The sequence below is a fragment of the Massilia solisilvae genome, assembly GCF_024753215.1.
GTDB classification, from domain to species: Bacteria; Pseudomonadota; Gammaproteobacteria; order Burkholderiales; family Burkholderiaceae_D; genus Telluria; species Telluria solisilvae.
This window is the reverse complement of sequence record NZ_JANUGV010000001.1, coordinates 252,678-277,430: the sequence shown is the minus strand read 5'-3', so window position 1 is coordinate 277,430 and position 24,753 is coordinate 252,678. Positions and strand designations below refer to the sequence as shown.

At 64.4% G+C, this 24,753-nt stretch carries 17 protein-coding genes; 10 read left to right on the top strand and 7 right to left on the bottom strand.

The window, feature by feature from the left end; genetic code table 11:
• Window positions 1–35: 35 nt before the first annotated feature.
• Both NX773_RS01200 and NX773_RS01195 read right to left on the bottom strand, forming a co-directional pair.
• Entirely contained in the window at window positions 36–236 is a 201-nt protein-coding gene (locus tag NX773_RS01200) for a hypothetical protein (RefSeq protein ID WP_258854582.1), read from the bottom strand.
• 33 nt (window positions 237–269) lie between these two features.
• Window positions 270–419: a class IIb bacteriocin, lactobin A/cerein 7B family gene (locus NX773_RS01195; protein WP_258854581.1), complete on the bottom strand. Its 150-nt coding sequence runs from the start codon at window positions 417–419 to the stop codon at window positions 270–272.
• Window positions 420–980: 561 nt separating this feature from the next.
• Between NX773_RS01195 and NX773_RS01190 the strand changes: the two genes are divergently transcribed.
• Both NX773_RS01190 and NX773_RS01185 read left to right on the top strand, forming a co-directional pair.
• The gene (locus NX773_RS01190; protein ID WP_258854580.1) at window positions 981–2,237 is read left to right on the top strand and encodes an HlyD family secretion protein; all 1,257 of its coding nucleotides are present in this window, start codon (window positions 981–983) and stop codon (window positions 2,235–2,237) included.
• Window positions 2,238–2,290: 53 nt separating this feature from the next.
• Entirely contained in the window at window positions 2,291–4,480 is a 2,190-nt protein-coding gene (locus tag NX773_RS01185; RefSeq protein WP_258854579.1) for a peptidase domain-containing ABC transporter, read from the top strand.
• 34 nt (window positions 4,481–4,514) lie between these two features.
• On the opposite strand, the gene NX773_RS01180 is transcribed toward NX773_RS01185, so the two are convergent.
• Window positions 4,515–4,751: a hypothetical protein gene (locus NX773_RS01180; protein WP_258854578.1), complete on the bottom strand. Its 237-nt coding sequence runs from the start codon at window positions 4,749–4,751 to the stop codon at window positions 4,515–4,517.
• Window positions 4,752–4,958: 207 nt separating this feature from the next.
• Between NX773_RS01180 and NX773_RS01175 the strand changes: the two genes are divergently transcribed.
• Window positions 4,959–7,208: a family 1 glycosylhydrolase gene (locus NX773_RS01175; protein ID WP_258854577.1), complete on the top strand. Its 2,250-nt coding sequence runs from the start codon at window positions 4,959–4,961 to the stop codon at window positions 7,206–7,208.
• A 262-nt stretch (window positions 7,209–7,470) separates the two neighbouring features.
• Entirely contained in the window at window positions 7,471–8,421 is a 951-nt protein-coding gene (locus NX773_RS01170) for a DUF535 family protein (RefSeq protein ID WP_258854576.1), read from the top strand.
• A gap of 45 nt (window positions 8,422–8,466) precedes the next feature.
• On the opposite strand, the gene waaF is transcribed toward NX773_RS01170, so the two are convergent.
• From waaF to NX773_RS01155, 3 genes are read right to left on the bottom strand one after another with little or no spacing between them, the layout of a single operon-like run.
• The gene (gene waaF, locus NX773_RS01165) at window positions 8,467–9,504 is read right to left on the bottom strand and encodes a lipopolysaccharide heptosyltransferase II (protein WP_258854575.1); all 1,038 of its coding nucleotides are present in this window, start codon (window positions 9,502–9,504) and stop codon (window positions 8,467–8,469) included.
• Window positions 9,501–11,165, bottom strand: coding sequence for a lipid A export permease/ATP-binding protein MsbA (gene msbA / locus NX773_RS01160; protein ID WP_370662227.1), 1,665 nt, complete (start codon window positions 11,163–11,165; stop codon window positions 9,501–9,503). Before msbA ends, waaF begins: the two co-directional genes overlap by 4 nt.
• A gap of 55 nt (window positions 11,166–11,220) precedes the next feature.
• On the bottom strand, window positions 11,221–12,465 hold the full coding sequence (locus NX773_RS01155) for an O-antigen ligase family protein (protein WP_258854573.1): 1,245 nt from the start codon (window positions 12,463–12,465) through the stop codon (window positions 11,221–11,223).
• Window positions 12,466–12,524: 59 nt separating this feature from the next.
• Between NX773_RS01155 and NX773_RS01150 the strand changes: the two genes are divergently transcribed.
• The 6 genes from NX773_RS01150 (at window position 12,525) to NX773_RS01125 (ending at window position 21,061) form a co-directional block, all read left to right on the top strand.
• Window positions 12,525–13,373 carry a glycosyltransferase family 2 protein gene (locus NX773_RS01150; RefSeq protein WP_258854572.1) on the top strand — a complete coding sequence of 283 codons (849 nt, stop codon included), beginning with the start codon at window positions 12,525–12,527 and terminating at the stop codon, window positions 13,371–13,373.
• A 52-nt stretch (window positions 13,374–13,425) separates the two neighbouring features.
• Window positions 13,426–14,280, top strand: a complete 855-nt coding sequence (locus NX773_RS01145) for a glycosyltransferase family 2 protein (RefSeq protein WP_258854571.1) — start codon at window positions 13,426–13,428, stop codon at window positions 14,278–14,280.
• Window positions 14,264–15,334: a glycosyltransferase family 2 protein gene (locus NX773_RS01140; protein ID WP_258854569.1), complete on the top strand. Its 1,071-nt coding sequence runs from the start codon at window positions 14,264–14,266 to the stop codon at window positions 15,332–15,334. Before NX773_RS01145 ends, NX773_RS01140 begins: the two co-directional genes overlap by 17 nt.
• A gap of 153 nt (window positions 15,335–15,487) precedes the next feature.
• Window positions 15,488–16,576 (top strand): glycosyltransferase family 2 protein, encoded by a 1,089-nt coding sequence (locus NX773_RS01135; RefSeq protein ID WP_258854568.1) that lies wholly within the window; start codon window positions 15,488–15,490, stop codon window positions 16,574–16,576.
• Between the two features lie 230 nt (window positions 16,577–16,806).
• Entirely contained in the window at window positions 16,807–18,834 is a 2,028-nt protein-coding gene (locus NX773_RS01130) for a hybrid sensor histidine kinase/response regulator (RefSeq protein ID WP_258854567.1), read from the top strand.
• 100 nt (window positions 18,835–18,934) lie between these two features.
• Window positions 18,935–21,061, top strand: coding sequence for a DUF4214 domain-containing protein (locus NX773_RS01125; RefSeq protein WP_258854566.1), 2,127 nt, complete (start codon window positions 18,935–18,937; stop codon window positions 21,059–21,061).
• Between the two features lie 41 nt (window positions 21,062–21,102).
• On the opposite strand, the gene dnaE is transcribed toward NX773_RS01125, so the two are convergent.
• On the bottom strand, window positions 21,103–24,597 hold the full coding sequence (gene dnaE / locus NX773_RS01120; protein ID WP_258854565.1) for a DNA polymerase III subunit alpha: 3,495 nt from the start codon (window positions 24,595–24,597) through the stop codon (window positions 21,103–21,105).
• Window positions 24,598–24,753: the final 156 nt, after the last annotated feature.

Genomic DNA, 24,753 nt, shown 5'->3' with positions numbered 1-24,753 from the left:
TAAATGCACCTCTCAGGCTAGAGAGGTGCTATACGTCAGTGTGTCGCGCTGTAAATCGCCTTGCCGATCTTCTCTCCGAAAGCCTCGGCAGCATTTAATGCACCGAATGCTGCCGCGGCCGCTGCGGCCGCGACAAGCATCGGGTTCCCTCCAGAAACATAGCTGACTTCTTCGTCAGTCAACAATGCCATCGGCACAAAGTGACCGCGATCACTAATGGTGATAGTTTCGTTCATTTTGACTTTCCTTTCCTTTTGGGAAGACATCGATCACTTCTTCTGTTTTGCCGCGTTTTCGGCATCCTTATAGCCATTGTATATACCAACACCAACCGCCGCTCCGATGGCGATCCCGGCCAGGATGAGCAAGACGGAACCACCATTGACAGCTTCGATTTCGTCGTAGTTTAGTTCTTGCATAACATGCTCCGTCATTCTTTAGTGGTTAAAATAGAAAAGGGCTTTACCAAGGCTCTCGCCGAAACAAGCGGAAAAGTACAGCGCCACTACCGCTAGCCCAACTGTTAGCAAAAACTGGACCTGCGGAGATAGCCCATCCGTGACTCTCAGCAGTTCATTTGTCACGTCCATAAGTCTCTACCTTCCAAGACGTAAAAGAAGACCGTTTCCAAATCTCACGGAAACCCCACTGCACGAAAACACACTTACGCGTGCATTGGTCCAATTTTTACCTAGTACGCCCGTGCCGCATTTGTGCATGTCGGGGTTGCAACCTTGACCGGAAGCAAGAACAGTTTCATTTCTACCATTTCCCTCCTTCCCCCTGCTGCCTCAATCGTGGTCAACCCGACCGCGCTGGCAAAAATAGATCGTCACGTCGACGACCCTACTAGTCGCAAAAAGTCGCTTCGTCACGCACTTCGTTCCATTGCCGTTTGACAATTCTCACGCTGCTCTTATCTGTTCAATGTAAGGATATGGATTTGCAGAGTTCATGGTCTCCTGACTCGTTCAATCAGTATGTCGAGCACACTTTTTCGCAAGGCGGCAATAGAAAAATGCCAAACCAAATGGCTGGGCGAGGTGATCCTCGTGCAGCCCTTGTCCCTTTCTGTCTTAACCTCGACCGCTATCGCCATGGCTTTGGCCGTCATTGGGTTTCTTGCCCTTACTGACTACACGAAACGCACGAGTGTTGCGGGCCAGCTAGCGCCCGATAGAGGTGTGATCACAGTCTACTCACCGCAGCCAGGGATCGTTGAGAAAAAGCTAATCAAGGAAGGTCAGCTGATTAAGAAGGGAGAGACACTCTACATAGTATCGACCGAGCATCAGTCAGGTTTGCTCGAGAAAGTGCACGCTACGGTTAGCCAACAGCTTTTATTTCGCAAACAATTATTGCGCGATGAAATAACCCATACGCTCATGCTTCACGAAAGGGAGAAGAGCGCGTTGCGTAAAAAGATCGCTTGGTCACAGGTACAGGAAACAAAAATTTCCCATCAGATCGCAGACCAGTTGATCCGCGTGGCGTTGGCTGAAGCTGGTACAGAACGTACGTCCAGACTGCTTAGTCAAGGTTTCGTCTCCGCTGACCTGGCGCAACAAAAACAGGCCGACCTATTGGACCAGCGAAATCGGCTTGCTGCACTTGAACGAGATAAGCTGACCGCCCAGCAGGATCTTGAAGAGCAACAAAGCGCGCTGGACAGTTTACCGCTGCGTCAACAAAACGACATAGCGCAACTGGAAAGAGTACTCGTTAGCACTGACCAAGAGCTGACCGAGAGTGAAGGAAAACGAACCGTTGTGATACTTGCACCAGAGGATGGTGTTGCCACTGCAGTCTTGGGTGAGGTAGGACAGACCGTTGATAGCGGGCGCCCCCTGGCAAGCATAGTTCCCAAGGGAGCGAAGTTTGTAGCTCAACTTTACGCCCCAAGCAGTGCAATTGGATTCGTGCGACCTCAAGACAAGGTACTTCTCCGCTTCCACTCCTACCCCTACCAGAAATTTGGGCACGCAGTTGGCTCTATAGTCTCGGTATCGAAAACGACCTTAGCATCACGAGATGTAACAGGCTTCGCAGGGAGCGATGGTAAGGAGGGACCGGTCTACCTAATCACCGTCGCGCTCGCGCGTCAAACAATTATGGCCTACGGAAAGCCTCAACCTCTGCAGGCTGGCATGCTCGTCGACGCTGACGTTTTCCAAGAGAAACGTAAGCTCTACGAGTGGGTTCTCGATCCACTATACAGTCTAAGCGGCAAATTCTGAGAGCTTAAGATTGGGTCTCGGCAGCGGTGGCGGGCTACCATCGGAGGAGTTCAATGGTTCGTTTCAACAAGCTTCACTTCGGGATTGGCCGCCAGTTACCCCTGATACTCCAAACGGAAGCGACTGAGTGCGGCCTCGCCTGTTTAGCGATGATTTCCGGATTTCACGGCTATCGTGCAGACTTAAGGAGTCTGCGAAACCGTTTTTCCGTATCGCTAAAAGGCACGACGCTGGGTGGCCTAATAGACATCGCGAAGCATCTTAACTTACACGCGCGACCATTGAAACTCGACCTGGAGCATTTGCGCGAGTTGAGACTTCCGTGCGTCTTACACTGGAATTTTAGTCATTTTGTTGTCCTGAAATCTGTCGGCCAAAGGCAGATAACGATTCACGATCCCGCTGAGGGCCTCCGGCAAATTTCTTGGCACGAGTTATCTGAATCCTTCACTGGCGTAGCGCTTGAGGCATGGCCTGACGGCCAGTTCAGGCCAGAGGATCAACGGCAGCGACTCAAACTCAGACAACTACTGGGACACGTCCAAGGGCTCTGGGCGTCGTGCACTCAGGTCTTGGTTCTTGCACTCGCACTAGAAGTATTCACACTTCTTTCGCCATTCTTCTTGCAATGGGTTATCGACAACGTAATCGTGTCTGGCGACCGCGATCTTCTGACCACCCTAGCCATAGGTTTTGGATTACTGATGTTAATGCAGCAGGTGGTCTGTTCAATTCGAGCTTGGGTGCTTATTTACCTAGGTACCACCTTGAACTTTCAATGGCGCTCCAATGTCTTTTCACACCTTGTTCGACTTCCTGTGCAATATTTCGAAAAGAGACATTTGGGCGACGTCGTATCGCGGTTCAGCTCAATTGATCTGATTCAGCGCACACTGACCACTTCGTTTCTCGAAGGAATTCTCGACGGCCTTATGACCGTTGTGACACTTATTATGATGTTCCTCTATAGCGTACCGCTGGGAAGCGTGGCGACAATCACAATTTTCTTATACCTAGCATTCCGATGGGCGTGGTATCGCCCCTTGCGTCATGCTACAGAGGAGCAAATTGTTCACGCTGCCCGACAACAAAGCCATTTCTTGGAGACTGTGCGAGGCGTGAAAGCCATTAAACTCTTCCAACGGCAGGACGAACGTCACGCCAGTTGGCTCGCACTTGTGGTTGATCAAATAAATGCTGAACTGCGAACTCAAAAGCTTCAAGTGGTCTACAAAATTTTCAACGGTCTAATATTCGGAGTCGAGAATATATTGATTGTTTGGCTGGGTGCGCGACTCGTCCTGGACGGCAGTTTCACGGTAGGCGTACTGATGGCGTTCAACGCCTACAAAAGCCAGTTCGATAACCGAGTTAGCGCACTAGTCGACAAGTATTTTGAAGTAAAGATGTTGCAAGTTCAAGGCGAACGGCTGGCGGATATCGTATTCACAGAACCGGAAGCGATCGAGGCGGAACATCCTCACGTGGACGTCGGCAGGATCGATCCAAGCATTACTGTTCAGAGCATTTACTATCGCTATGCTGACCACGAATCGTTTGTGCTAGACGACGTCAGCTTTTCAGTTGAGGCAGGCGAATCTCTCGCGATTGTCGGACCATCAGGTTGTGGCAAAACTACACTTATCAATATAATGCTGGGTTTGATTTCCCCCACGGGAGGTGAGATCTTGATCGGCGGGATCCCCCTGAAGCAAATAGGAGTAGAGCAGTTCAGAAAATTAGTTGGTACGGTAGTACAAGACGACGTTCTTTTTGCCGGTTCTATTAGCGACAATATTAGCTTTTTTGATCCGAATCGAGACCTGGCCTGGATCATTGAATGTGCACAGCGGGCATCCATCGCGGCAGATATCGCATTAATGCCGATGGGATACAACACATTGGTAGGAGATATGGGCACAGTACTGTCAGGGGGCCAGAAACAACGGATTCTCCTGGCCCGCGCGCTCTACAAACGCCCCCGCATCTTGTTCCTAGATGAAGCGACGAGTCACCTAGATATCGTGAATGAGCAGCAAGTCAACCAAGCGGTGCAGGCGCTCAATATCACCAGGGTGATAATCGCGCACCGCGCCGAAACCATCGCCAGCGCCAGCCGCGTCATTGTACTTTCTTCTGGAAAGGTGGCTCAAGACAGAGATATCCGGCAGATGAACGCGCTGGCGGATAGCGAAGGGTACAACCACTGTCTTGCGACAGATTATTGCAGCGGCCCAACGTGAACAGATTAGTCGTACGGCTGCGGCAATAGATTCCCTAGCGGCGCCGCTTCTTCCAGTTGTACTCCGGTCCGGTGACGTCCACGCCCGGATGGCCCACCACGTCCGGGTGCTCGGAGCACATGGTGATGAAGCGCACGCCCTCGCCTGCGCGCTGACGGCGGCGCAGGTCTTCCATGAAGCGCATGGCCGCGACCATGTCGGCCGTGTCGAAGATGCGTTCGTGCGGCACATGCTCTTCGCCGTTCACGATCGTCCAGTACACCATGTACATCGCATTACTCTCCCGTTGCGCCGATTGTTCCACGATTGCGACCGCAAGTCCAAGCCGCACATCGAACACGCGTCACAGCGAATTAATTGAAAGAACGAGAACACGTAGGACTTGTCCGAAACTTCCTCGTTGTGTGCGCCAACCCACACAGCCCGTCCGCGCCTGCCGTCTAGGCTATACCCTCGTTACAACAACGCAGGGAACCCTATGAACCTGAGCACCAATAGTCACCCGTCAACCGCACCGCAACTGGCGCTGTGGGGCGGACTCGAGTGCACGGTCAACCGAGTGCGCGACAATTATTTCAGCCAAATGGAACGCAACGGCCACGCCGACCGCCTGCAGGACATCGAACGCTTCGCTTCCCTCGGCATCCAGGCCATCCGCTACCCCGTGCTGTGGGAACGCACCGCGCCCGACGGCATCGACAAGGCCGACTGGAGCTGGCCGGACGAGCGCCTGCCGGCCCTGCGCGACCTGGGCGTCGCGCCGATCGTGGGCCTGGTCCACCACGGCAGCGGCCCGCGCCACACCAGCCTCATCGATCCGCGCTTTGCCGAGCAGCTGGCCGAGTACGCCGGCGCGGTGGCGCGCCGCTATCCCTGGGTCGAATACTACACCCCGGTCAACGAACCGCTGACCACGGCGCGCTTTTCGGGCCTGAACGGCGTGTGGTACCCGCACGGTTCGAGCGAACAGACGTTCGTGCGCGCACTGCTGAACCAGTGCCGCGCCGTGGTGCTGTCGATGCGCGCGATCCGCGCAGTCAACCCCAACGCCAAGCTGGTGCAGACCGACGACCTGTCCAAGACCTACGGCACGCCCGAAATGGCTGCGCTGGCCGAGTTCTACAACGAGCGCCGCTGGCTGGCCTGGGACCTGTTGTGCGGGAAGGTGGAGCCCGGCCACGCGCTGTGGAACTACCTGCGCGAGTCGGGCGCCGGCGAGACCGAGCTGCTCTGGTTCCGCGATAACACCTGCCCGCCGGACATCATCGGCGTGAACTACTACGTCACCAGCGAGCGCTGGATCGACCACCGGCCCGAGCGCTATCCGCCGCAGCACCGCCACACCTACCGCGGCATCCACCACGCCGACATCGAGACCCCGCGCGCCCTGGCCACGCCCACGCCCGGCATCGGCCCGCTGATGCAGGAGGCATGGGAACGCTACGGCCTGCCGCTGGCGGTGACCGAGGCGCACATCGACGCCAACCGCGAGGACCAGCTGCGCTGGCTGCTCGAAATCTGGAACGCGGCCAGAAAGCTGCGCGATTGCGGCGTCGACGTGCGCGCGGTGACGGTGTGGGCGCTCCTGGGCTCGTTCGACTGGAACTGCCTGGTCACCGAATGCAGGGGCTACTACGAGCCCGGCCCGTTCGACGTGCGCGGCCCCGCGCCGCGCCCGACCGCCGTGGCCACCATGATGCGCGAGCTGGCCACCAACCGGCCGCTGTCCAATCCGGTGCTGCAGGGCCAGGGCTGGTGGCGCCGGCCGGGGCGCTTTTTGTGCAAGCCGGTCGCCACCAGCACCGCGGTGGCCGACATCGCGCTGCGCAGCCAGGCCAGGTCGCAGGCGGTGCAGCCGATCCTGATCAGCGGCGCCACCGGCACCCTGGGCTCGGCGTTTGCGCGCATCTGCGAACAGCGCAGCCTGGCCTGCCACGTGCTCACGCGGCAGGAGATGGACATGGCCGACCCGGCCTCGGTGGAGGCGGCGATCGCGCGCTTCAAGCCGTGGGCCGTCATCAACGCCGGCGGCTACGTGCGCGTGGACGAGGCCGAGCAGGATGCGGCGCGCTGCATGCGCGAGAACACGCACGGGCCGACCGTGCTCGCGTTGGCGTGCATGCGCCATGCGCTGCGCTTCGTAACCTTCTCCAGCGACCTGGTGTTCGACGGCGCGAAGGGCGCGCCTTATGTCGAATCGGACCTGGTGGCGCCGCTGAACGTGTACGGCCGCAGCAAGGCCGAGGCCGAACGCCGCGTGCTGGACGCCGACCCGCAGGCCCTGGTCATCCGTTCCAGCGCCTTCTTCGGCCCGTGGGACGCGCACAATTTCGTGACCCGGGCGCTCAACGCACTGGACGCAGGGCAGCCATTCGCCGCAGCGGACGACCTGTTCGTCAGCCCGACCTTCGTGCCGGACCTGGTGAACACCACGCTCGACCTGCTGGTGGACCGCGAACGCGGCATCTGGCACCTGTCCAACGGCGATGCGGTGAGCTGGGCCGAGCTGGCGCGCCGCGCGGTCATGGCGGCAGGGCTGGACCCGGCGGGCATCACGGCGCGGCCGTGGCACAGCTTCGGCCAGCCGGCGCGGCGTCCGCGCTACAGCGCCTTGGCCAGCCAACGGGCCGCGCTGCTGCCGCCGCTGGACGACGCGCTGGCCCGGTTCGTCCAGGAAGTGGCCGAACGCGCCAACACGATCGAATCGGCGAACTACGCGAACCAGTAAGCGCTGGCGCGTGTCCCGGCGTACGCCAGGACACGCGAGGAACACGATGGTGGCATGTGCGCCACAAAATCATTGCATGGAAGAACTATTCCAACTCGGATATTCAAGTTTCATATTAAAAATATTTACAGCGTGAATCGTTCTGATACACTAAGTTACAAAGCGTTACTTAGCGCTCACCTAACTTTACAAGTGCCGTCGAAATGCCGCTGTTGCGCCCCGTCCTGCCCCCCTGTGTTCCCTTGCTGCGAGAGCGTGCTTGATGAAGCTCTATTCCGCGGAAGCCGGCCTGGCGGAACGCCTGATCTCCACCGCCCAGCCATCGATCACGATCCGGTCGGGCGTGTCGCCTGAGCTGAAGACGGTTCCCTATTGGCGCGAGCTGCTCAAGCTGAAGGTCCGTTCGCTGGCCCACTATCAGCACACGCGCCGCTGGCTCGGGCTGCTCAACTCGCACCCGGCCTTTTCCGAGTACGTGCGCAACTGGCCGCGGTTCCTGTACAAGATCTACCGTCCCTACCTGACCGCCACCCTGTCGATGGACGCGCGCCTTGCGGTGCTGTCCTCGCACTACCAGTTCATGTTCGAACATGGCCTTGGGCCGCTGCTGGTGCAGGCCAGCCACTCGGGCGTGCCGCTGGTGGCGTTCGAGGGCAAGGGCGGGACCGCCTACCGGCTGGTGCTGCGCGCCGTCGGCACCAACCTGGAACGCGAAGGAGAACTGGTGCTGCAGCTGTGCCAGGGCGATGAGCTGGTGTACTCGGCCGCGTTCACTTTTGCCTGGCGCGGCGAGAGCCATGCGGTCAACATCGGCTGCGTGCAGGGCGGCAGGAGCGCCGGCAACCAGGACGCGATCCGCCTGGCCACGCGCGAGCTGCACGGCATGCGCCCCAGGCAGCTGCTGGTGACGCTGGTGCGCCAGCTCGGCCACCAGTTCGGCTGCGCGCAGCTGATGCTGGTGTCGAACGAGAACCGCGTGGTGCGCTGCGCGATGCGCAAGGGGCGCGTGCTGGCCGACTACAACCAGGCCTGGGAAGAGATGGGCGCCGAGCGCATGGCCGACGGCGACTACCGCATCGCCTGCGCGCCGCTGCAGGCGCCCGACCTGGAGGCAATCCCCTCAAAGAAGCGCTCGGAGGCGCGAAAGCGCCATGAGCTCATGACCTTCCTTGCTACCACCTTAAATGAAAGGCTGTGGGGACAGCGGCGCTAGTTGAACGCGTGGGCACGAGTGCCCCCCCTGGGTCCGAACGCGCTTTCAGGCAGCCCTCGTTGGCAGCATCGGCCTGAGCTCCTGCCAGGCCAGATCGGGGCCGAGCTTCTCCATGCAGTTGTGGTGCCCCAGCGGGCACTCCCGCTTCTGGCATGGCGCGCACTCGATGTGCAGCCAGATCCAGCGCGCGAACTCGGACGACGGCGGCGTGTGGCGCGGATCGGTTGGCCCGTACAGCGCCACCAGCGGCTTGTTCAGGCCGGACGCAATGTGCATCAGGCCGGAGTCGTTGGTCACCACCGCATCGCACTGCGCGATCAGCGCGGCCGCTTCGTCCAGCTTGGTCGCGCCCGCGAGGTTCAGGATGTTCGGCGCCGCCGCGCCCGCGCCCGCCACCACTTCGTCGCAGGTCGGCCGGTCCTTGGGCGAGCCGAGCAGCGCGACCTGGGCCTGCGGGTCGGCCTGCACGATTTTCTCCGCCAGCGCGCCGAAATAGCGCGGCGGCCAGCGCTTGGCCGGGCCGAACTCGGCGCCCGGCGCGAACACCACGAGCTTGTTGCCGGTGTCGATGCCGTGCCGCGCGCAAGCGGCGAGCACCAGTTCCGGCGCCACCCGCATCGACGGCCGCGCCACGTCCTTTGGCGCTGGCAGCGACGGGTGCTGCGCCAGCGCGGCGTAGAACGGCATCATGGGCCGCGCCGGCACGTCGTCGTGGTGCATCACGTTCAGCAGGCCGTAGCGCATCTCGCCCTTGTAGCCGACCCGGCGCGGTATGCCGGCCAGCCAGGGAATCAGCGCGTACTTGATGGTATTGGGCAGCACATAGGCATCGAGGTAGCCGCGCGCGCGCAGCAAGCGCGCGTACTTCCAGCGTTCCTTCAGCTGCAGGGCGCGGTGCCGGAACGGCGTCTCGAGCACCGTGTCCACCTCGGCCACTGCGCGCCACACCGGGGCCACCGCGGGCGGGGCCAGCACGTCGATCGGGCGCTCGGGATGCAGGGCCTTCAGGCGCGCCAGCAGCGGCTGCGCCATCACTGCGTCGCCGATCCAGTTCGGCGAAATGACGAGGGTGCGGCCGCTCATTTCTCGGCCACCGTGTCGGCGAACTGCAGGCGGTACAGGTTGGCGTACATGCCGCCGGCCGCCAGCAGCTCGTCGTGCGTGCCCTGCTCCACCACCCGGCCGTGTTCGAGCACCACGATGCGGTCGGCGCGCTCGATGGTCGAGAGGCGGTGCGCGATGACGATCGTGGTGCGGCCGGCCATCAGCGTATCGAGCGCTGCCTGCACCGCGCGCTCGGACTCGTTGTCCAGCGCCGATGTGGCCTCGTCCAGGATCAGGATCGGCGCGTCCTTGTAGATCGCGCGGGCGATCGCCACGCGCTGGCGCTGGCCGCCGGACAGGCGCATGCCGTTCTCGCCGATCATCGTGTGCACGCCTTCGGGCAGCTTGTCCACCACGTCGGCCAGGTGGGCGGCGCGGATCGCGGCCATCAGGCGCTTCTCGTCCACCTCGCGCGCGCCGTAGGCCACGTTGGCGGCCAGGGTGTCATCGAACAGCACCACGTTCTGGCTCACCATGGCCAGCTGCTCGCGCAGGCTGGCCAGCGCGATCTCCGGATACGGCACACCGTCGAGCACGATGCGGCCCGCATCCGGGTCGTAGAAGCGGGTGGCCAGGTTCACGAAAGTGGACTTGCCGCCGCCCGAGATGCCCACCAGCGCCACCGTCTTGCCGGCCGGGACGTCGAGCGTGATGTTGGACAGCGCCAGGTTGTGCGCGCCGGGGTAGCGGAACGATACGTCCTCGAACCGCAGGTGGCCCCTGGCCCGGCCGAGCACGCGCGTGCCGGTGTCTTCCTCGACCGGCGCGTCGATCATCTCGAACACGCTTTCGGCGGCGGCGATGCCGCGCTGGATAGGGCCGTTGACCTCGGCCAGCGCCTTCATCGGCGTGAGCAGCATGAGCATCATGGTCACGAAGTTGGTGAACTCGCCGGCCGACATCTGCGACTGCACCGCCAGCACGATCACCACCGACAGCGCGACCGCGGTGGCGATCTGGGTCACCGGCGCGGTGGCGGCAAAGGCCACGGTCATGCGCTGCGAGAAGCCGCGCAGGGCCTCGCTGCGCTGGTGGAAGCGGCGCCGCTCGTAGGCTTCGCCGGCGAACACGCGGATCACCTGGTGGCCGCGCGCGGCCTCTTCCACCACCTGGGTCATCTCGGCGGTCACGCGCTGGTTGTCGCGGTTCAGGCGCCGCAGGCGGCCGGTGGTGGTGCGCACGATGGCGGCCGTCAGCGGCAGGATCACCACCGCCACCAGGGTCAGCTTCCAGTTCAAATACAACAGGCCCGCGATCAGGCCCACCACCACCAGCGAATCGCGGATGCTGGCCACGAATACCGAGGTGATCATGTCCACCACCTGGCGCACGTCGCCCACCACGGTATTGATGATGCGGCCAGTGGACTCTTCGTGAAAGCGCGCCACCGGCAGGCGCAGCAGGCGCTCGAACACGTGCGCGCGCATGTCGTTGAGCACGCGGCTGATGACCCAGTTGTTCAGGTAGGCGGTGGCGAAGGTGCCGATCCCGCGCAGCACAAAGATCGAGATCAGCACGGCCGGGATCAGCCACAGGCTGAACGGGACCTTTTGCGTGAAGCCCTGGTCGATCAGCAGTTCGACCGCCTTGCCCAAGAGCGGCTGGGTGGCCGCCGTCAGCGCCATCGCGAGCATCGACATGAGGCCGCGCATGCGATAGGGCTTGATGTACGCCCACAGGCGCTTGATGATGACACTATTTTCCAATTTCTTCCTTTGCGAGCTGGCAGAACCCCACCAGCAAGAACACCGTCAGCGCGTAGAACAGGCAGGCCTTCATGGACCAGAAAATCACTTCGGTCAGGCCGAAGCAGAAGTAGCTGGTGACCACCAACAGGCCCGCCAGCGCCGGCGCGAACGCCGCGCTGGCGGCGCCGCGCGCACCGAGCGCGCGCACGAAGTACACGAACGGCGCGGCAAACATGCCAAACCATGCCAGCAGGCCCGGAATGCCGCCGGTCGCCAGCGCCTGCAAGATCGCATTATGCAGGTGCGGCATCGTCAGCACCACCGGGTCGAGCGCGCCCGCGGCCACGTAGCGGCCCAGGTACATCTTCATCAGGTTCGGTTCGATCCCGAACAGCGGGTGGTCGCGAATCAGCATTATCGCGCCCTTCCACAATTCGAGCCGGATACCGACGTTGGTCACCTTGTTTCCGCCGCCGTCCCATGCGCGCACGTCGGCCAGCCCTTCGGCCATGCGCCCCTCCAGTCCCAGCGCGGGCACGAAATACGCCCCCGCCAGCAACACGGTCCCGGCCAGCAGGCCCAGGCGCACGCGCTGTCCTGCGCCGCGTTCATGGCGCGACAGCACGTAGAAAATCACCGCCGCCGGCACCAGCGCGAGCAGGCCGCCGCGGGTGCCGGTGAGCAGCGACGCCAGCAGCCCGGCCAGCGCGCCCAGCGACGCCAGCGCGGCGCGCGCGCGCGATTGGCGCATGTCGATCGCCGCGACAAGCGACAACAGCCCCAGCAGCAGCGCCAGGTCGCCAAAGGTGATCGCATTGATCAGGCCGCCCGGCCGCTCCTGCGCCAGGTCGAAGCGCTGGTAGGCCACGAACGGCAGGCAGGCCAGCGCCCCGCCGACGGCGCCCCACCACAGGGCCTGGCGCGACGGCCGGCGCGCCAGCACCAGCGCCAGCGCCGATGCCGCCAGCAGCATGCGCAGCGGCTTTTCGAGGTGGTTCGCGCTGGCCTCGGGGCGTAGCACGAAGCACAGCAACACAAATACGAAATTAATCAGAAATGCCGTTACAACCAGGCGTGTATCATGCCAGTGGCGCGCGAGCGCGGCGCGGCAATCCTTGAACGACAACACGGCCGTCAGCAGCAACAGGTAACTGGTTGCGCTGGTGCCGGACAGGGTAATGAGACTGAGGAAAGGAAGGGAGAAGGCAAGCGCGGCGACCCACCAAGCCCGCGCATTGTAAGCTTTTGTCAAATTATTGTTCATTCATATTCTTGTAGGATATCCTTAACCCCATCCAACCCCAGCGAAACATGCAGCCCTCACCGATTATCTCCCTCGTTATTACCACCTACGACCGGCCGGATGCGCTCGAAGCCGTCTTGGAGGGCTGTTTCGCGCAGGACGACAAGAACTTCGAAATCATTATCGCTGATGACGGCTCGACTGCCAACACGCGGGAGTGCATCGACCGGCTGCGCGCGCGTTCGCCCGTGCCGCTGCTGCACGTCTGGCAGCCCGACGAGGGCTTCCGCGCGGCCATGGTGCGCAATCGCGGCACGCTGGCCGCCACCGGCCAGTACATCGTGTTCCTCGATGGCGACTGCATTCCGCAACGCGACTTCATCGCGCGTCACCGCGCACTGGCGGAGCCGGGCTTCATGGTGTCCGGCAGCCGCATCCTGCTCAGCAAGGAGCTGACCGCGCAAGTGCTGCGCGACCATATCTCGCTGCCGACCCTGGGCCTGGGCGCCAAGCTGCGCTACCGTTTCGCCGGCCACCTGAACAAGGTGCTGCAGCTGCTGGTGCGCTGGCCCGACGTACTGCGCGTGCGGCGCCGCTTCACCTGGCGGCGGATCAAGTCGTGCAACCTGGGCGTCTGGCGTGCCGACCTGGAACGGGTCAACGGCTTTGACGAAAGCTTCCAGGGCTGGGGCCACGAAGACGCCGACCTGGTGGTGCGCCTGTTCCATGCCGGGGTCAAGCGCAAGGATGGCGCCTTTGCCACCGAAGTGTTCCACCTGTGGCACCCCGAGGCCCAGCGCGACCAGGCCGCCAGCAACCGCCGCGTGGTGCTCGAGCGCGCCTCGCGCAAGATCACGCAGGCCGAAAAGGGGCTGCGCGAGCACCTGGGACACAGCCGGGCAGGTCCGGTAACATAGCAAGCACAAGAAGTAGTGGAATCAAGACCACAACAATAACTACAACAAGAGCATGACCAAACGTCCAACACTATCGGTTGTCATCAGCACCTACAACTGGCCCGAGGCGCTGCAGGCCGCGGTGGAAGGGTTTTTCTCGCAAACGGACATGGATTTCGAGATCGTCATCGCCGATGACGGCTCGCGCGAGGCCACCCGCGAATGCATCGAGCGCCTGCGGGCGCGCTCGCCGGTGCCGATCAAGCACGTGTGGCAGCCGGACATCGGCTACCGGCTGGCGATGTCGCGCAACCGCGGCATTCGTGCCTCCAGCGGCGACTACGTGCTGCTGGTGGACGGCGACTGCGTCCCGCAACGCCATTTCGTCGCCCAGCACCGCAAGCTGGCGCGGCGCGGCTTCATGGTCACCGGCAGCCGCATCCTGCTCAACCCGTCCGCCAGCGAGCGCGCGCTGGCCGGCCAGCTCGACCTGCAGTCGCTGGGGCTGTTCGACAAGCTGCGCATGCGCCTGTCGGGCGAGGCGAACAAGCTGGCGCAGTTACTGTGGACCCTGCCCGACATCGGGCGCGAAAAAGCGCGCTTCTCGTTCCGCCGCATCAAGGGCTGCAACATGGGCGTCTGGCGCGACGACCTCGAGCGCATCAACGGCTTCGACGAGAGTTTCACCGGCTGGGGCCACGAGGATGCCGACCTGGTCGTGCGCCTGTACCACGCCGGCGTGATGCGCAAGGACGGCGCCTTCGCCACCGAGGTGTTCCACCTGTGGCACCGCGAGGCCAAGCGCGACCAGGAGTCCAGCAACCGCCGCGTGGTGCTCGAGCGCGCCGCCAACAAGACCACGCAAGCGGAGCGCGGCCTGCGCGACCACCAGGAGCTGGACGACCAGGAATATGCCAGCCACGCCTGAACTGTCGATCGTCGTCCCCGCCTACAACGCCGCGCCCTTCATCGAGTCGTGCCTGGCGCCGGTCCTGCGGCAAATGACCCCGGCGCACGAGCTGGTGGTGATCGACGACGGCTCGCGCGACGACACCGCCGCCCTGGTCGAAGGGCTGGCGCCGCAGTATCCGGGCGCGCGCCTGCGTGTGGTGCGCCAGCCGAACCAGGGCATTGCCGGGGCGCGCAATCGCGGCCTGCTGGAAGCGGCCGGCGACTACCTGCTGTTCCTCGACGCAGACGACATCCTGCTGCCGGGCCTGCTGGCCGACGTGGGCGCCGTCATCGCCGCACACGCGCCGGACGTGATCGTGTTCGACTTCAACATGTGGCGGCCCGACAATCCACGCAAGAGCTATCCGGTCACGATGGGCCATGCGCCCGACGCCCTGACCTGCGAGCGCGAAGCGATCCTGTCCACCTATTTCACCGACCGCCATACCTATGTGTGGGCGCACGTGTTCCGGCGGACGATCTATGCACAGCAGGCGCAGCCGGTGTTCCCGCCCGGCCGCTCCTACGAGGACGTGGCCGCGCTGGCGGGACTGCTGGCGGACTGCCGCAGCCTGTACCGGCTGGCGCGGCCGGGGGTGGATTACCGCCAGCATCCGGCCAGCCTGAAGAATGCGGTGTCGCCGGCGTGGTGCGAGGACTATGTGCTGGCCCTGCGGCACGTCAAGCACCTGTTCGAGCAGCGGTCGGCCAGCCCCGCGCTGCGCATGCAGATCGACATCTGCGCCTGCCATTTTTTCATCGGCATGATCAAGGCCAGCTTCCAGCTGTCCTGGCGCGAAGGGACCGCCGCGCGCGCGCATGCGGGGCGCCTGTTCGCGGACGCGCTGTTCCATCCGGTGGAGCAAGTGCTGGACACAATGGAGCGCGGCACGCTGCCAAGCCGCGACCGCAAGGCCGACCGCGCGGCCGCTCTCCAGGCGCGCAAGGCGCTTTCCGGCAGCGTGGCCTTCAGCCTGGGCAAGACGCTCAGCCGCCGCCTGAAGCAGTGGCAGCGCGCGCTCGCCGCTTAAAGCGCCTGCCCCCGGTGCCGCACGCCGCGACGCCGTCCGTTCCCCGCAACCCGCGCCGCGCGCCTTGATCCAGGCCGGGCGCACGCACCGGGCGTCCCCCTACAATCGGCCGCTATCGAAGGGCGCCGTGGGCGGCGCAAGGGGGGCACGCATATGCAGGCACAGCTGGCATCGCGCGGCAGCCCGGCCGTTTCGATCGTCGTACCGGCGTACAACGCACAAGACCTGGTCGCCGCCTGCCTGCAGTCGATCGTGCCGCAGATGACGGCGGCGCACGAACTGGTGCTGGTGGACGACGGCTCGCGCGACCGCACGGCCGAATGCGCGCAGGCCGTGTTCGACGAGCGCCCCGGCCTGCGCGCGCGCCTGGTGCGCCAGCCGAACGGCGGCGTGGCGGCGGCGCGCAACCGCGGCTTGCTGGAGGCGCGCGGCGCCTACCTCTGTTTCGTGGACGCGGACGACCTGCTGCTGCCCGGCGCGCTGGCCGCGCTGGACCGGGCCATCGAACGCCACCGGCCCGACGTGGTCGCCTGGGACTTCCTGATGTGGCACCCGCACAAGGAGCGCAAGACGCGCCGCGTCGCGCTCGGCTATGCGCCGCAGCAGAGCGTGACCGGCCGCGACGCGATCCTCTCGCCCTTCTTCGCCAATCGCCACATGTACGTCTGGGCCCATGTGATACGGCGCGCCATCTACGCGGGCCTGCCGCAGCCGGTGTTCCCGCCGGGGCGTGTGTTCGAGGACGTGGCCGTGCTGTCGCGGCTGCTGTCCGAGTGCGCCAGCCTGGTGCGCCTGCCGCTGCCGGCCGTCGCCTACCGCCAGCATGCGGCCAGCCTGACCCGCGCGATCTCGCCCACGTGGTGCGTCGATTTCGCGCTGGCGCAGCGCCAGGTGAAATCGACCTTTGCCGAGCGCGGCGCCAGCCAGGCGCTGCGCCTTTTCATCGACGCGGCGGCCTGCCATTTCTACATCGGCATCGTCAAGAACTCCTACCAGCTGCCCTGGGCCCAGGGGCGGGCTGCGCGCAGGCAGGTCAAGGAGATCTTCCTCGACAGCCTGTTCCACGCACCCGGCCAGGTGCTGGACGCCATGGCCACCGGCGCGCTGCCTTGGCCCGACCCGGCGCGGGAGCGGGCGGTGGCGCGCCAGGTGCGCCTGGCCCTGGGCGACAGCCTCTGCTTCGCGCTGGCCAGGGCCGCCAGCCGCCGCATTAAACTGTGGCAGCGCATGGCAGCGGCCTAGCCGCAATCGTGCGCCCGCTCCCGCCCAAAATACCCATACTGGTTGAATTTTCCCGGCGCAACATTGCTTCCGCGCCGTGTTTTCTCTGCAACGCTAGCCTTAACTGAAGAACAACTAAGCAGCAAAAGCCAGCAACGCGTGGTTACAATCCAATCCGGGTACATATCGCAAGGCGGGGGCAGATGGAAGCTGTGAAGCCAGGCCTGGGGTTCCTGACGGGCGGGGGAAACATGGGTGCGCGCATCCGTGCCCACGACTGGTCGCACTCGCCGCTGGGCCCGATCGACGGCTGGCCGGGATCGCTGCGCAGCGCGCTGTCGCTGGTGCTCAACTCGAAGTTCCCGTGCTTCCTGTGCTGGGGGCCGGAGTTTACCAGCCTGCACAACGATGCCTACCAGCCGCTGCTGGGCGAAAAGTGCGCGCTCGGCCGGCCGCTGCGCGAGGTCTGGCCCGAGGCCTGGGACACGATCGGGCCGATCGTGGCGCGCGCGCTGGCGGGCGAAGCCAGCTATTTCGAGGACCTGCCGCTCATCCTGGAGCGGCACGGCTACCGCGAGCAGACCTACTACACCTTCTCGTACAGCCCGGTGCGCGCGGACGACGGCAGTGTCCGCGGCATCCTGTGCACGGTGATCGAGACCACCGCCAAGGTACAGGCGATCGCCGAGCTGCAGGAAAAAGAGGATGCGCTGCGCCACCTGAACGAGCGCCTGGCGCACCAGGCGGCGGCGCACGCGGCCGACCGCGACCGCTTATGGCGCATTTCGCAGGACGTGATGGCGGCCGCTTCGCTGGCCACCGGGCGCTTCCTGACCGTCAACCCGGCGTTTTCCGACACCTTCGGCTGGAGCGAGCACGAAGCGACCAACGTGCCGTTCATGGACCTGGTGCACCCCGACGACAAACAGGACGTGGCGCAGCACATGCAGGTGCTGGCCGGCGGCACGCCGCTGGTGCGCTACGAGAACCGGATCATGCACAAGGACGGCTCGCACCGCTGGGTGTCGTGGACCATCGTGCCCGAAGGCGAACTGCTGTACGGCGTGGCGCGCGACATCACCGCCGAAAGGCAGCAGCGCGAGGCGCTGCGCCAGGCCGAGGACGCGCTGCGCCAGTCGCAGAAGATGGAGGCGGTGGGCCAGCTCACCGGCGGCCTGGCGCACGACTTCAACAACATGCTGGCCGGGGTGGCGGGCCACCTGGAGCTCATGAAGCTCAAGCTCAGGCTGGGCCACACCGCCGACCTGGGCGAGCGCATCGACACCGCGCTGGGCGCCACCCAGCGCGCGGCAGCGCTCACCCACCGCCTGCTGGCGTTCTCGCGGCGCCAGGCGCTCGACCCCAAGCCGACCGACGTGAACACGCTGGTCGCCTCGATGATGGACCTGGTCACGCACACCGCGGGGCCGTCGATCAAGCTCGAAACCAGGCTGGCAGCATCGCTGTGGACCACCTTCTGCGACCCCAACCAGCTCGAAAGCGCCCTGCTCAACCTGGCCAACAACGCGCGCGACGCGATGCCCGACGGCGGACTGCTCCTGATCGAGACCAGCAACGTGGTGCTGGACGAAGCGGCCGCGGCGCATCACCCGGGCCTGCGCGCGGGCGAGCACGTGGCCATCAGCGTGAGCGACAACGGCAGCGGCATGACGCCGGACGTGCTGGCGCGCGCGTTCGACCCGTTCTTCACCACCAAGCCGCTCGGCCGCGGCACCGGGCTCGGGCTGTCGATGGTGTACGGCTTTGCCACCCAGTCGCACGGGCACGTGCGCATCACCTCCGAGGCCGGGCTGGGCACGACGGTGCGGCTGACGCTGCCGCGCCACGTGGCCGGGGACCAGGAAACCCAGCCGCGTCATCCGGACGCCGCCCCCGACGCCGGCCAAGGCAAGGGCGTGGTGATGGTGGTGGACGACGAGGAGAACATCCGCGCGGTGATGGCCGAAGTGCTGGGCATGCACGGCTACACGGTGGTGCTGGCCGCCGACGCGCACGCGGCGCTGCGGCAGCTGCACGCCGGCCTGGCGCCGGACGTGCTGGTCACCGACATCGGCCTGCCCGGCGGGATGAACGGGCGCCAGCTGGCCGACATCGCGCGCGCGCATTGGCCGCAGTTGCCGGTGCTGCTGGTGACCGGGTATGCGGAGGGCACGGTGATGAAGAACGAGCCGCTGCCGCCGCAGATGGAGCTGCTGGTCAAACCGTTTGCCATGAACGCGCTGCTGGCGCGCGTGCGCTCGCTGGTGGCGCGGCGCTAGATCGGGTCGTCAGTTTGCTTCTTGATAAGATGTGCAGTAATATTGCCCTGCGGAAATAAAAATATAACGGATCTTCGGTCCGACCTCCTGGGGAAACTGCATGAGCATCCACGCAAGCGGCACGCCGCTGCCGCGCATCGACGGCAGCGCTAGCGACGACAACATGAAGGGCAGCTCGGCCGCAGAACAAATCTACGGCAACGACGGCAACGACACGATCGTGGGCAATGGCGGCCACGACCTCATCTACGGCGGCAACGGCGACGACTGGCTCGACGGCGGCCACCTGTGGGACAAGACCACCCAGGCGTGGGTGGCGGACCCGGACGGCGACTATCTCGATGGCGGGGCCGGCAACGACATGCTGATCGGCGGCCCCGGCGTGGACGGCCTGGTGGGTGGCGCCGACAACGACACCCTGCGCGGTTTCGGCGGCGACGACAAGCTTGCGGGGGGCGACGGCAACGACCTGCTCGACGCCGGCGACGGCAACGACACCCTCGACGGCGGCAGCGGGGTGAACTGGATGTACGGCGGCGCCGGCGACGACACTTATATCGTGCGCAGCCGCTCCGACCGGGTCTACGACTCGGCGGGCAAGGACAGCGGCATCATCTATGCCGACTGGTACAAGACCGACCCGAGCGTGGAGACCTGGACCTGGGCACCTGGCGTGGAAAAGCTGCCCTACTGGATCGACGCGCTCACCTTCGGCAACGATATCAACCTGGCCGTGTCGATCGTCACCACCGGCGCCATCAAATATTGCTTTGCACAGGCGCCAACCAGCTATTTCGACGCCACCGACCAGGACGGCTTTACCCCGTTCAATGATGAGCAGGTCGCGTACACCAGGAAGATGCTGGCCTACGTCGAGTCGGTGGTTGGGGTGCATTTCGTCCAAACCACCGACGCCGAGAGCACCAGCGGCTACACCATCGTGTTCGGCAACAACCACCAGGACAAGAGCGGCGGCTACGCGCACCACGATGACACCCACGGCGTGCTGCTGCTGGCGTCCAACGATCCGGGCAACGCGCAACATCCAGGCGCCGATGGCGGCCAGGACTTCTTCGCGGTGGCGCTGCACGAACTGGGCCACGCGCTGGGCCTGAAGCACCCGTTCGGCGCTCCCGATTCGCTCGGCCAGGTCGGCGAAGGCCCCTACCTGCCGACCGCCGAAGACAACGTGGTCTCGACGGTGATGAGCTACACCGGCGAAAAGGCGGACGCGTCCACCTACAGCCCGCTCGACATCGCCGCGCTGCAGTTCCTGTACGGCCCGTCCAGCGCGGCGGCGGCCGGCGACACGCGCTGGACCGTGAGCGACAAGCAGAGCCTGATGATCGGCGATGGCGGCGGCATCGACACGCTGGACGGATCCGGCCAGACCAAACCGATGACGCTGTTCCTCCAGCCGGGCTACTGGAGCTACGTGGGAGAACAGGGCAAGCTGATTTCCGACCCCGGCCAGTTGACGATCAACTCCGGCAGCGTGATCGAGAACGCCATCGGCGGCAGCGGCAACGACGCCATCGTGGGCAACGAGGCCGCCAACCAGATCGATGGCGGCGCCGGGAACGACATGCTGGTCGGCGGCGACGGCAACGACCAGCTCAAGGGCGGGACGGGCGACGACATCTTGGGCGGCGGCGGCGGCAACGATCGCCTCGACGGTGGCGCCGGGCGCGACATCGCGCTGTACCTGGACCCCATGGCCAGCTTCACGGTCACGCCCGGCGCCGATGGCTGGACGGTCACCGACACCACGGGCGGCGTCGGCACCGATACCCTGATCGGTATCGAACGCATCGCGTTCAAGGACGGCGCGCTGGCGCTGGACCTGGACGGCATCGCGGCCCAGGCCTACCGCCTGTACGCGGCCGCGTTCAACCGCAAGCCTGACATGGCCGGACTGGGTTACTGGATCGCGCAGATGGACAAGGGCATGTCGCTGGTGAACGTGGCGACCGCGTTCACGCAGAACGACGAGTTCACCAAGATGTACGGGGCCACGCGCACGCCCGAATCCTTTCTCGACACGGTGTACCACAACATCTTGCACCGGGCGCCCGACCAGGACGGGTTCAATTTCTGGGCCAAGGCGATGCATGCCGGCGTCAGCGAAGGCGACGTGCTGGCGCAATTCAGCGAGGGCTCCGAGAACCAGGCGCAGGTGGCCGGGCAGATCGAACACGGGATCGCCTTCACCCCGTTCTACGGGTAAGCGCGTGCCGCCCCGGCAGCGCCGGGGCGGCACCAACGAGGCTAGTACTCGACCGCGACGTCCTTCGCGCCCAGCGTCAGCTGCAGCGCCTGCGTCAGCACGTCGGACGGCGCCACGCGCCATTCGTCGCCCAGCTGCAGCACGCACTCGATGCCCTGCGGCCTGATGCGCAGGCTGACCGGCAGCCCGTCCTGCACCCGGTACGGCTGCAGGACCTCGGCCAGCTTGTCCCGGTCCACGCCGCAGTCGATCTCCATTTCCAGCTTGTGCCCGTACTGGATGCGCGCGGTCGCGATGTCGTACACCTTCTCGGCCGTGATGCGCAGCCCGCCATTGAAGCGGTCCTCCGACACCTTGCCCACCACCAGCAGGAATTCGTCTTCCTTGAAGATGTTCTTGTACTGCTCGAACAGCTCGCCGTACACCGTCACCTCGAGCACCGCGGTCTTGTCGTCGAGCGTGACGATCAGGATCTTGCCGCGCTGGGTCATCTGCGTGCGCAGGCCGGTGATCACGCCACACAGCATGCGCGGCTCGCGCGACGGTTCCAGCGAGGACAGCTTGGTCTTGGCAAAGCGCCGCACCTCGGCCTCGTAGGAGTCGAACATGTGGCCGGACAGGTAGTAGCCCAGCGCGATCTTTTCCTCGGACAGCTTCTGGCGGTCGGTCCAGGGCGTGGCCTTCACGTACTCGGGCGGCGCCACCAGGTCGCTGTCGTCGCCGCCGAACAGGCTCACCTGGTTGGCTGATGCCGCCGCCTGGTCGGCCACCTCGACCGCGAACGCGACCGAGGCCAGCAGCACCGCGCGGTCCACGCCGAAACAGTCCATGGCGCCGGCGCGGATCAGCGCTTCGATGGTGCGGCGGTTGATCTGCTTGCGGTCCACCCGCTTGCAGAAGTCGAACAGGTCCTTGAACTTGCCGCCTTCCTGGCGCGCGGCGATGATCGCCTCGATCGCGCCCTGCCCCGCGCCCTTCACGCCGCCCAGGCCGTAGCGGATCTGCCTGACCTGCTTGCCGGTCACCGACTGCGGCGGGCCTTCCGGCGTGAAGCGGAACTGCGATTCGTTCACGTCCGGCGGCAGGATGGTCAGGCCGCACACGTCGATCGAGTCCTCGACCAGGATCTTGATCTTGTCGGTGTCTTCCATGGCCAGCGACATGTTGGCTGCCATGAACGCGGCGGTGTGGTGCACCTTGAGGTAGGCCGTGTGGTATGACAGCAGCGCGTAGGCGGCCGCGTGCGACTTGTTGAAGCCGTAGCCCGCGAACTTCTCCATCAGGTCGAAGATCTCGTCGGCCTTCTCGGTCGAGAGCCCCCCTTCGGCCGCGCCCTTGCGGAAGATCGCGCGGTGCTCGGCCATCTCCTCGGCCTTCTTCTTGCCCATCGCGCGGCGCAGCATGTCCGCGCCGCCGAGCGTGTAGCCGCCGATGATCTGCGCCATCTGCATCACCTGCTCCTGGTAGACCATGATGCCGTAGGTCTCGGACAGGATGCCCTCGGTGCGCGGGTCGGGGTAGTCGAACTTTTCGCCGTGCTTGCGCTTGCAGAAGTCCGGGATCAGGTCCATCGGGCCCGGGCGGTACAGCGCCACCAGCGCGATGATGTCCTCGAAGCGGTCGGGCCGCGCGTCTTTCAGCATGCCCTGCATGCCGCGCGATTCAAGCTGGAAGATCGCGACCGTCTTGGCGTCGGTGAGCAGCTTGTACGAGGGCTTGTCGTCCAGCGGCACCTTGGACAGGTCGAAGTCGGCCTGCGCCGGGTCGAGCGCCTTGATGTAGTTGACCGCGCGGTCGAGGATGGTGAGCGTGGTCAGGCCCAGGAAGTCGAACTTGACCAGGCCCACGGCCTCGACGTCGTCCTTGTCGTACTGCGACACCACGCCGGTGTCGCCCGACTGCGTGTACAGCGGGCAGAAGTCGGTGAGCTTGCCCGGCGCGATCAAGACGCCGCCGGCGTGCATGCCGATGTTGCGGGTGATGCCTTCGACCTGCTGCGCCAGGTCGAGCAGCTGCTTGACCTCTTCCTCGTTTTCCAGGCGCTCCTTGAGCATCGGCTCTTCTTCGATCGCCTCGGCGATCGAGACCTGCTTGCCGGGCTTGAACGGGATCAGCTTGGAGATGCCGTCGCAGAAATTGTAGCCGAAATCGAGCACGCGGCCGACGTCGCGGATCGCGCCCTTGGCCGCCATGGTGCCGAAGGTGGCGATCTGCGACACCGCGTCGCGGCCGTACAGGTCCTTCACGTGCTGGATCACCAGTTCGCGCTTTTCCTGGCAAAAGTCGATGTCGAAGTCAGGCATCGAGATCCGTTCCGGGTTCAGGAAGCGCTCGAACAGCAGGTTGTAACGCAGCGGGTCGAGGTCGGTGATCTTCAGGCAGTACGCCACCAGCGAGCCCGCGCCCGAGCCGCGGCCCGGTCCGATCGGCACGCCGTTGTTCTTGCCCCACTGGATGAACTCCGCCACGATCAGGAAGTAGCCCGGGAACTTCATCTTGATGATGATCTCGTTCTCGTACTCCAGCCGCTGCTCGTAGCGCGGCCGCTCCTTCTCGCGCTGGGCCGGGTCGGGGAACAGCTGCTCCAGTCGCATCTCCAGGCCCTTCTTCGTCTCCGCGACCAGGTACTCGTCGATGGTCATGCCCGGGGTCGGGAAGTTCGGCAGCTGCGGCTTGCCCAGCACCAGCTCCACGTTGCAGCGCTTGGCGATTTCCACCGAGTTGGCAAGCGCCCCGGGCAGGTCGGCGAACAGCTCGGCCATCTCCGCCTGCGACTTGAAGCACATCTCTTCGTTGAAGCGCCGCACCCGCTTGGCGTTGGCAAGCATCTCGCCTTCCGCGATGCACACGCGCGCCTCGTGCGCGATGAATTCATCCTTGTTGATGAACTGGACCGGGTGGGTGGCCACCACGGGCAGGCCCAGGCGGGTCGCCAGCGCCACGCTCTGGCGCACCTGCTGCTCCTGGTTGGGCTGGCCGGCACGCTGGATTTCGACGTAGAAGTGGTTCGGGAAGATCGCCGCCCAACGCTGCGCGCAACGCTCGGCCTTGTCCAGGTCGCCGTTGTCGATGGCCTGGCCGATGTCGCCGAAGTGCGCGCCCGAGATCACGATCAGCGCGTTGGCCTGGTCCACGTCCGGCTCCAGCGTCGATTTGCTGGTGGCCAGCGCCTCCAGCCACTCGACGCGGATCTCGGCGCGGCCCTTGTACTGGTTGGTGAGCCAGGCCTTGGACAAGAGCTCGCACAGCTGCAGGTAGCCGGTGCGGTTCTTGGCCAGGATCAGGAGGCGCGAGGGCTTGTCGCGGTTTTCGTCGTTGGTGATCCAGGCATCGACCCCGACCACGGGCTTGACACCCTTGCCGCGCGCGGCCTTGTAGAACCGCACCATGCAGAACATGTTGGCCAGGTCCGTCACCGCCAGCGCCGGCTGCTTGTCCTTGACGGCGGCGGCGACCAGGTCGTCGAGACGTACCAGCCCGTCAACGATCGAATATTCGGTATGGACGCGCAGGTGGGTGAAGGTCGGGGAAGTCATCTGCGCATTTTACCTCGCCCGGCCGTGCTCGCGGGCCGTTACTCCCATGCAACACCGCCTCGCGGGATACGCTCATTACCTGACTATAAGAAATGGTTAAACTTGCAATAATGTCTCTGGTGCAACTATAGTAACAAGTAGTTGATCCGTCAGCGC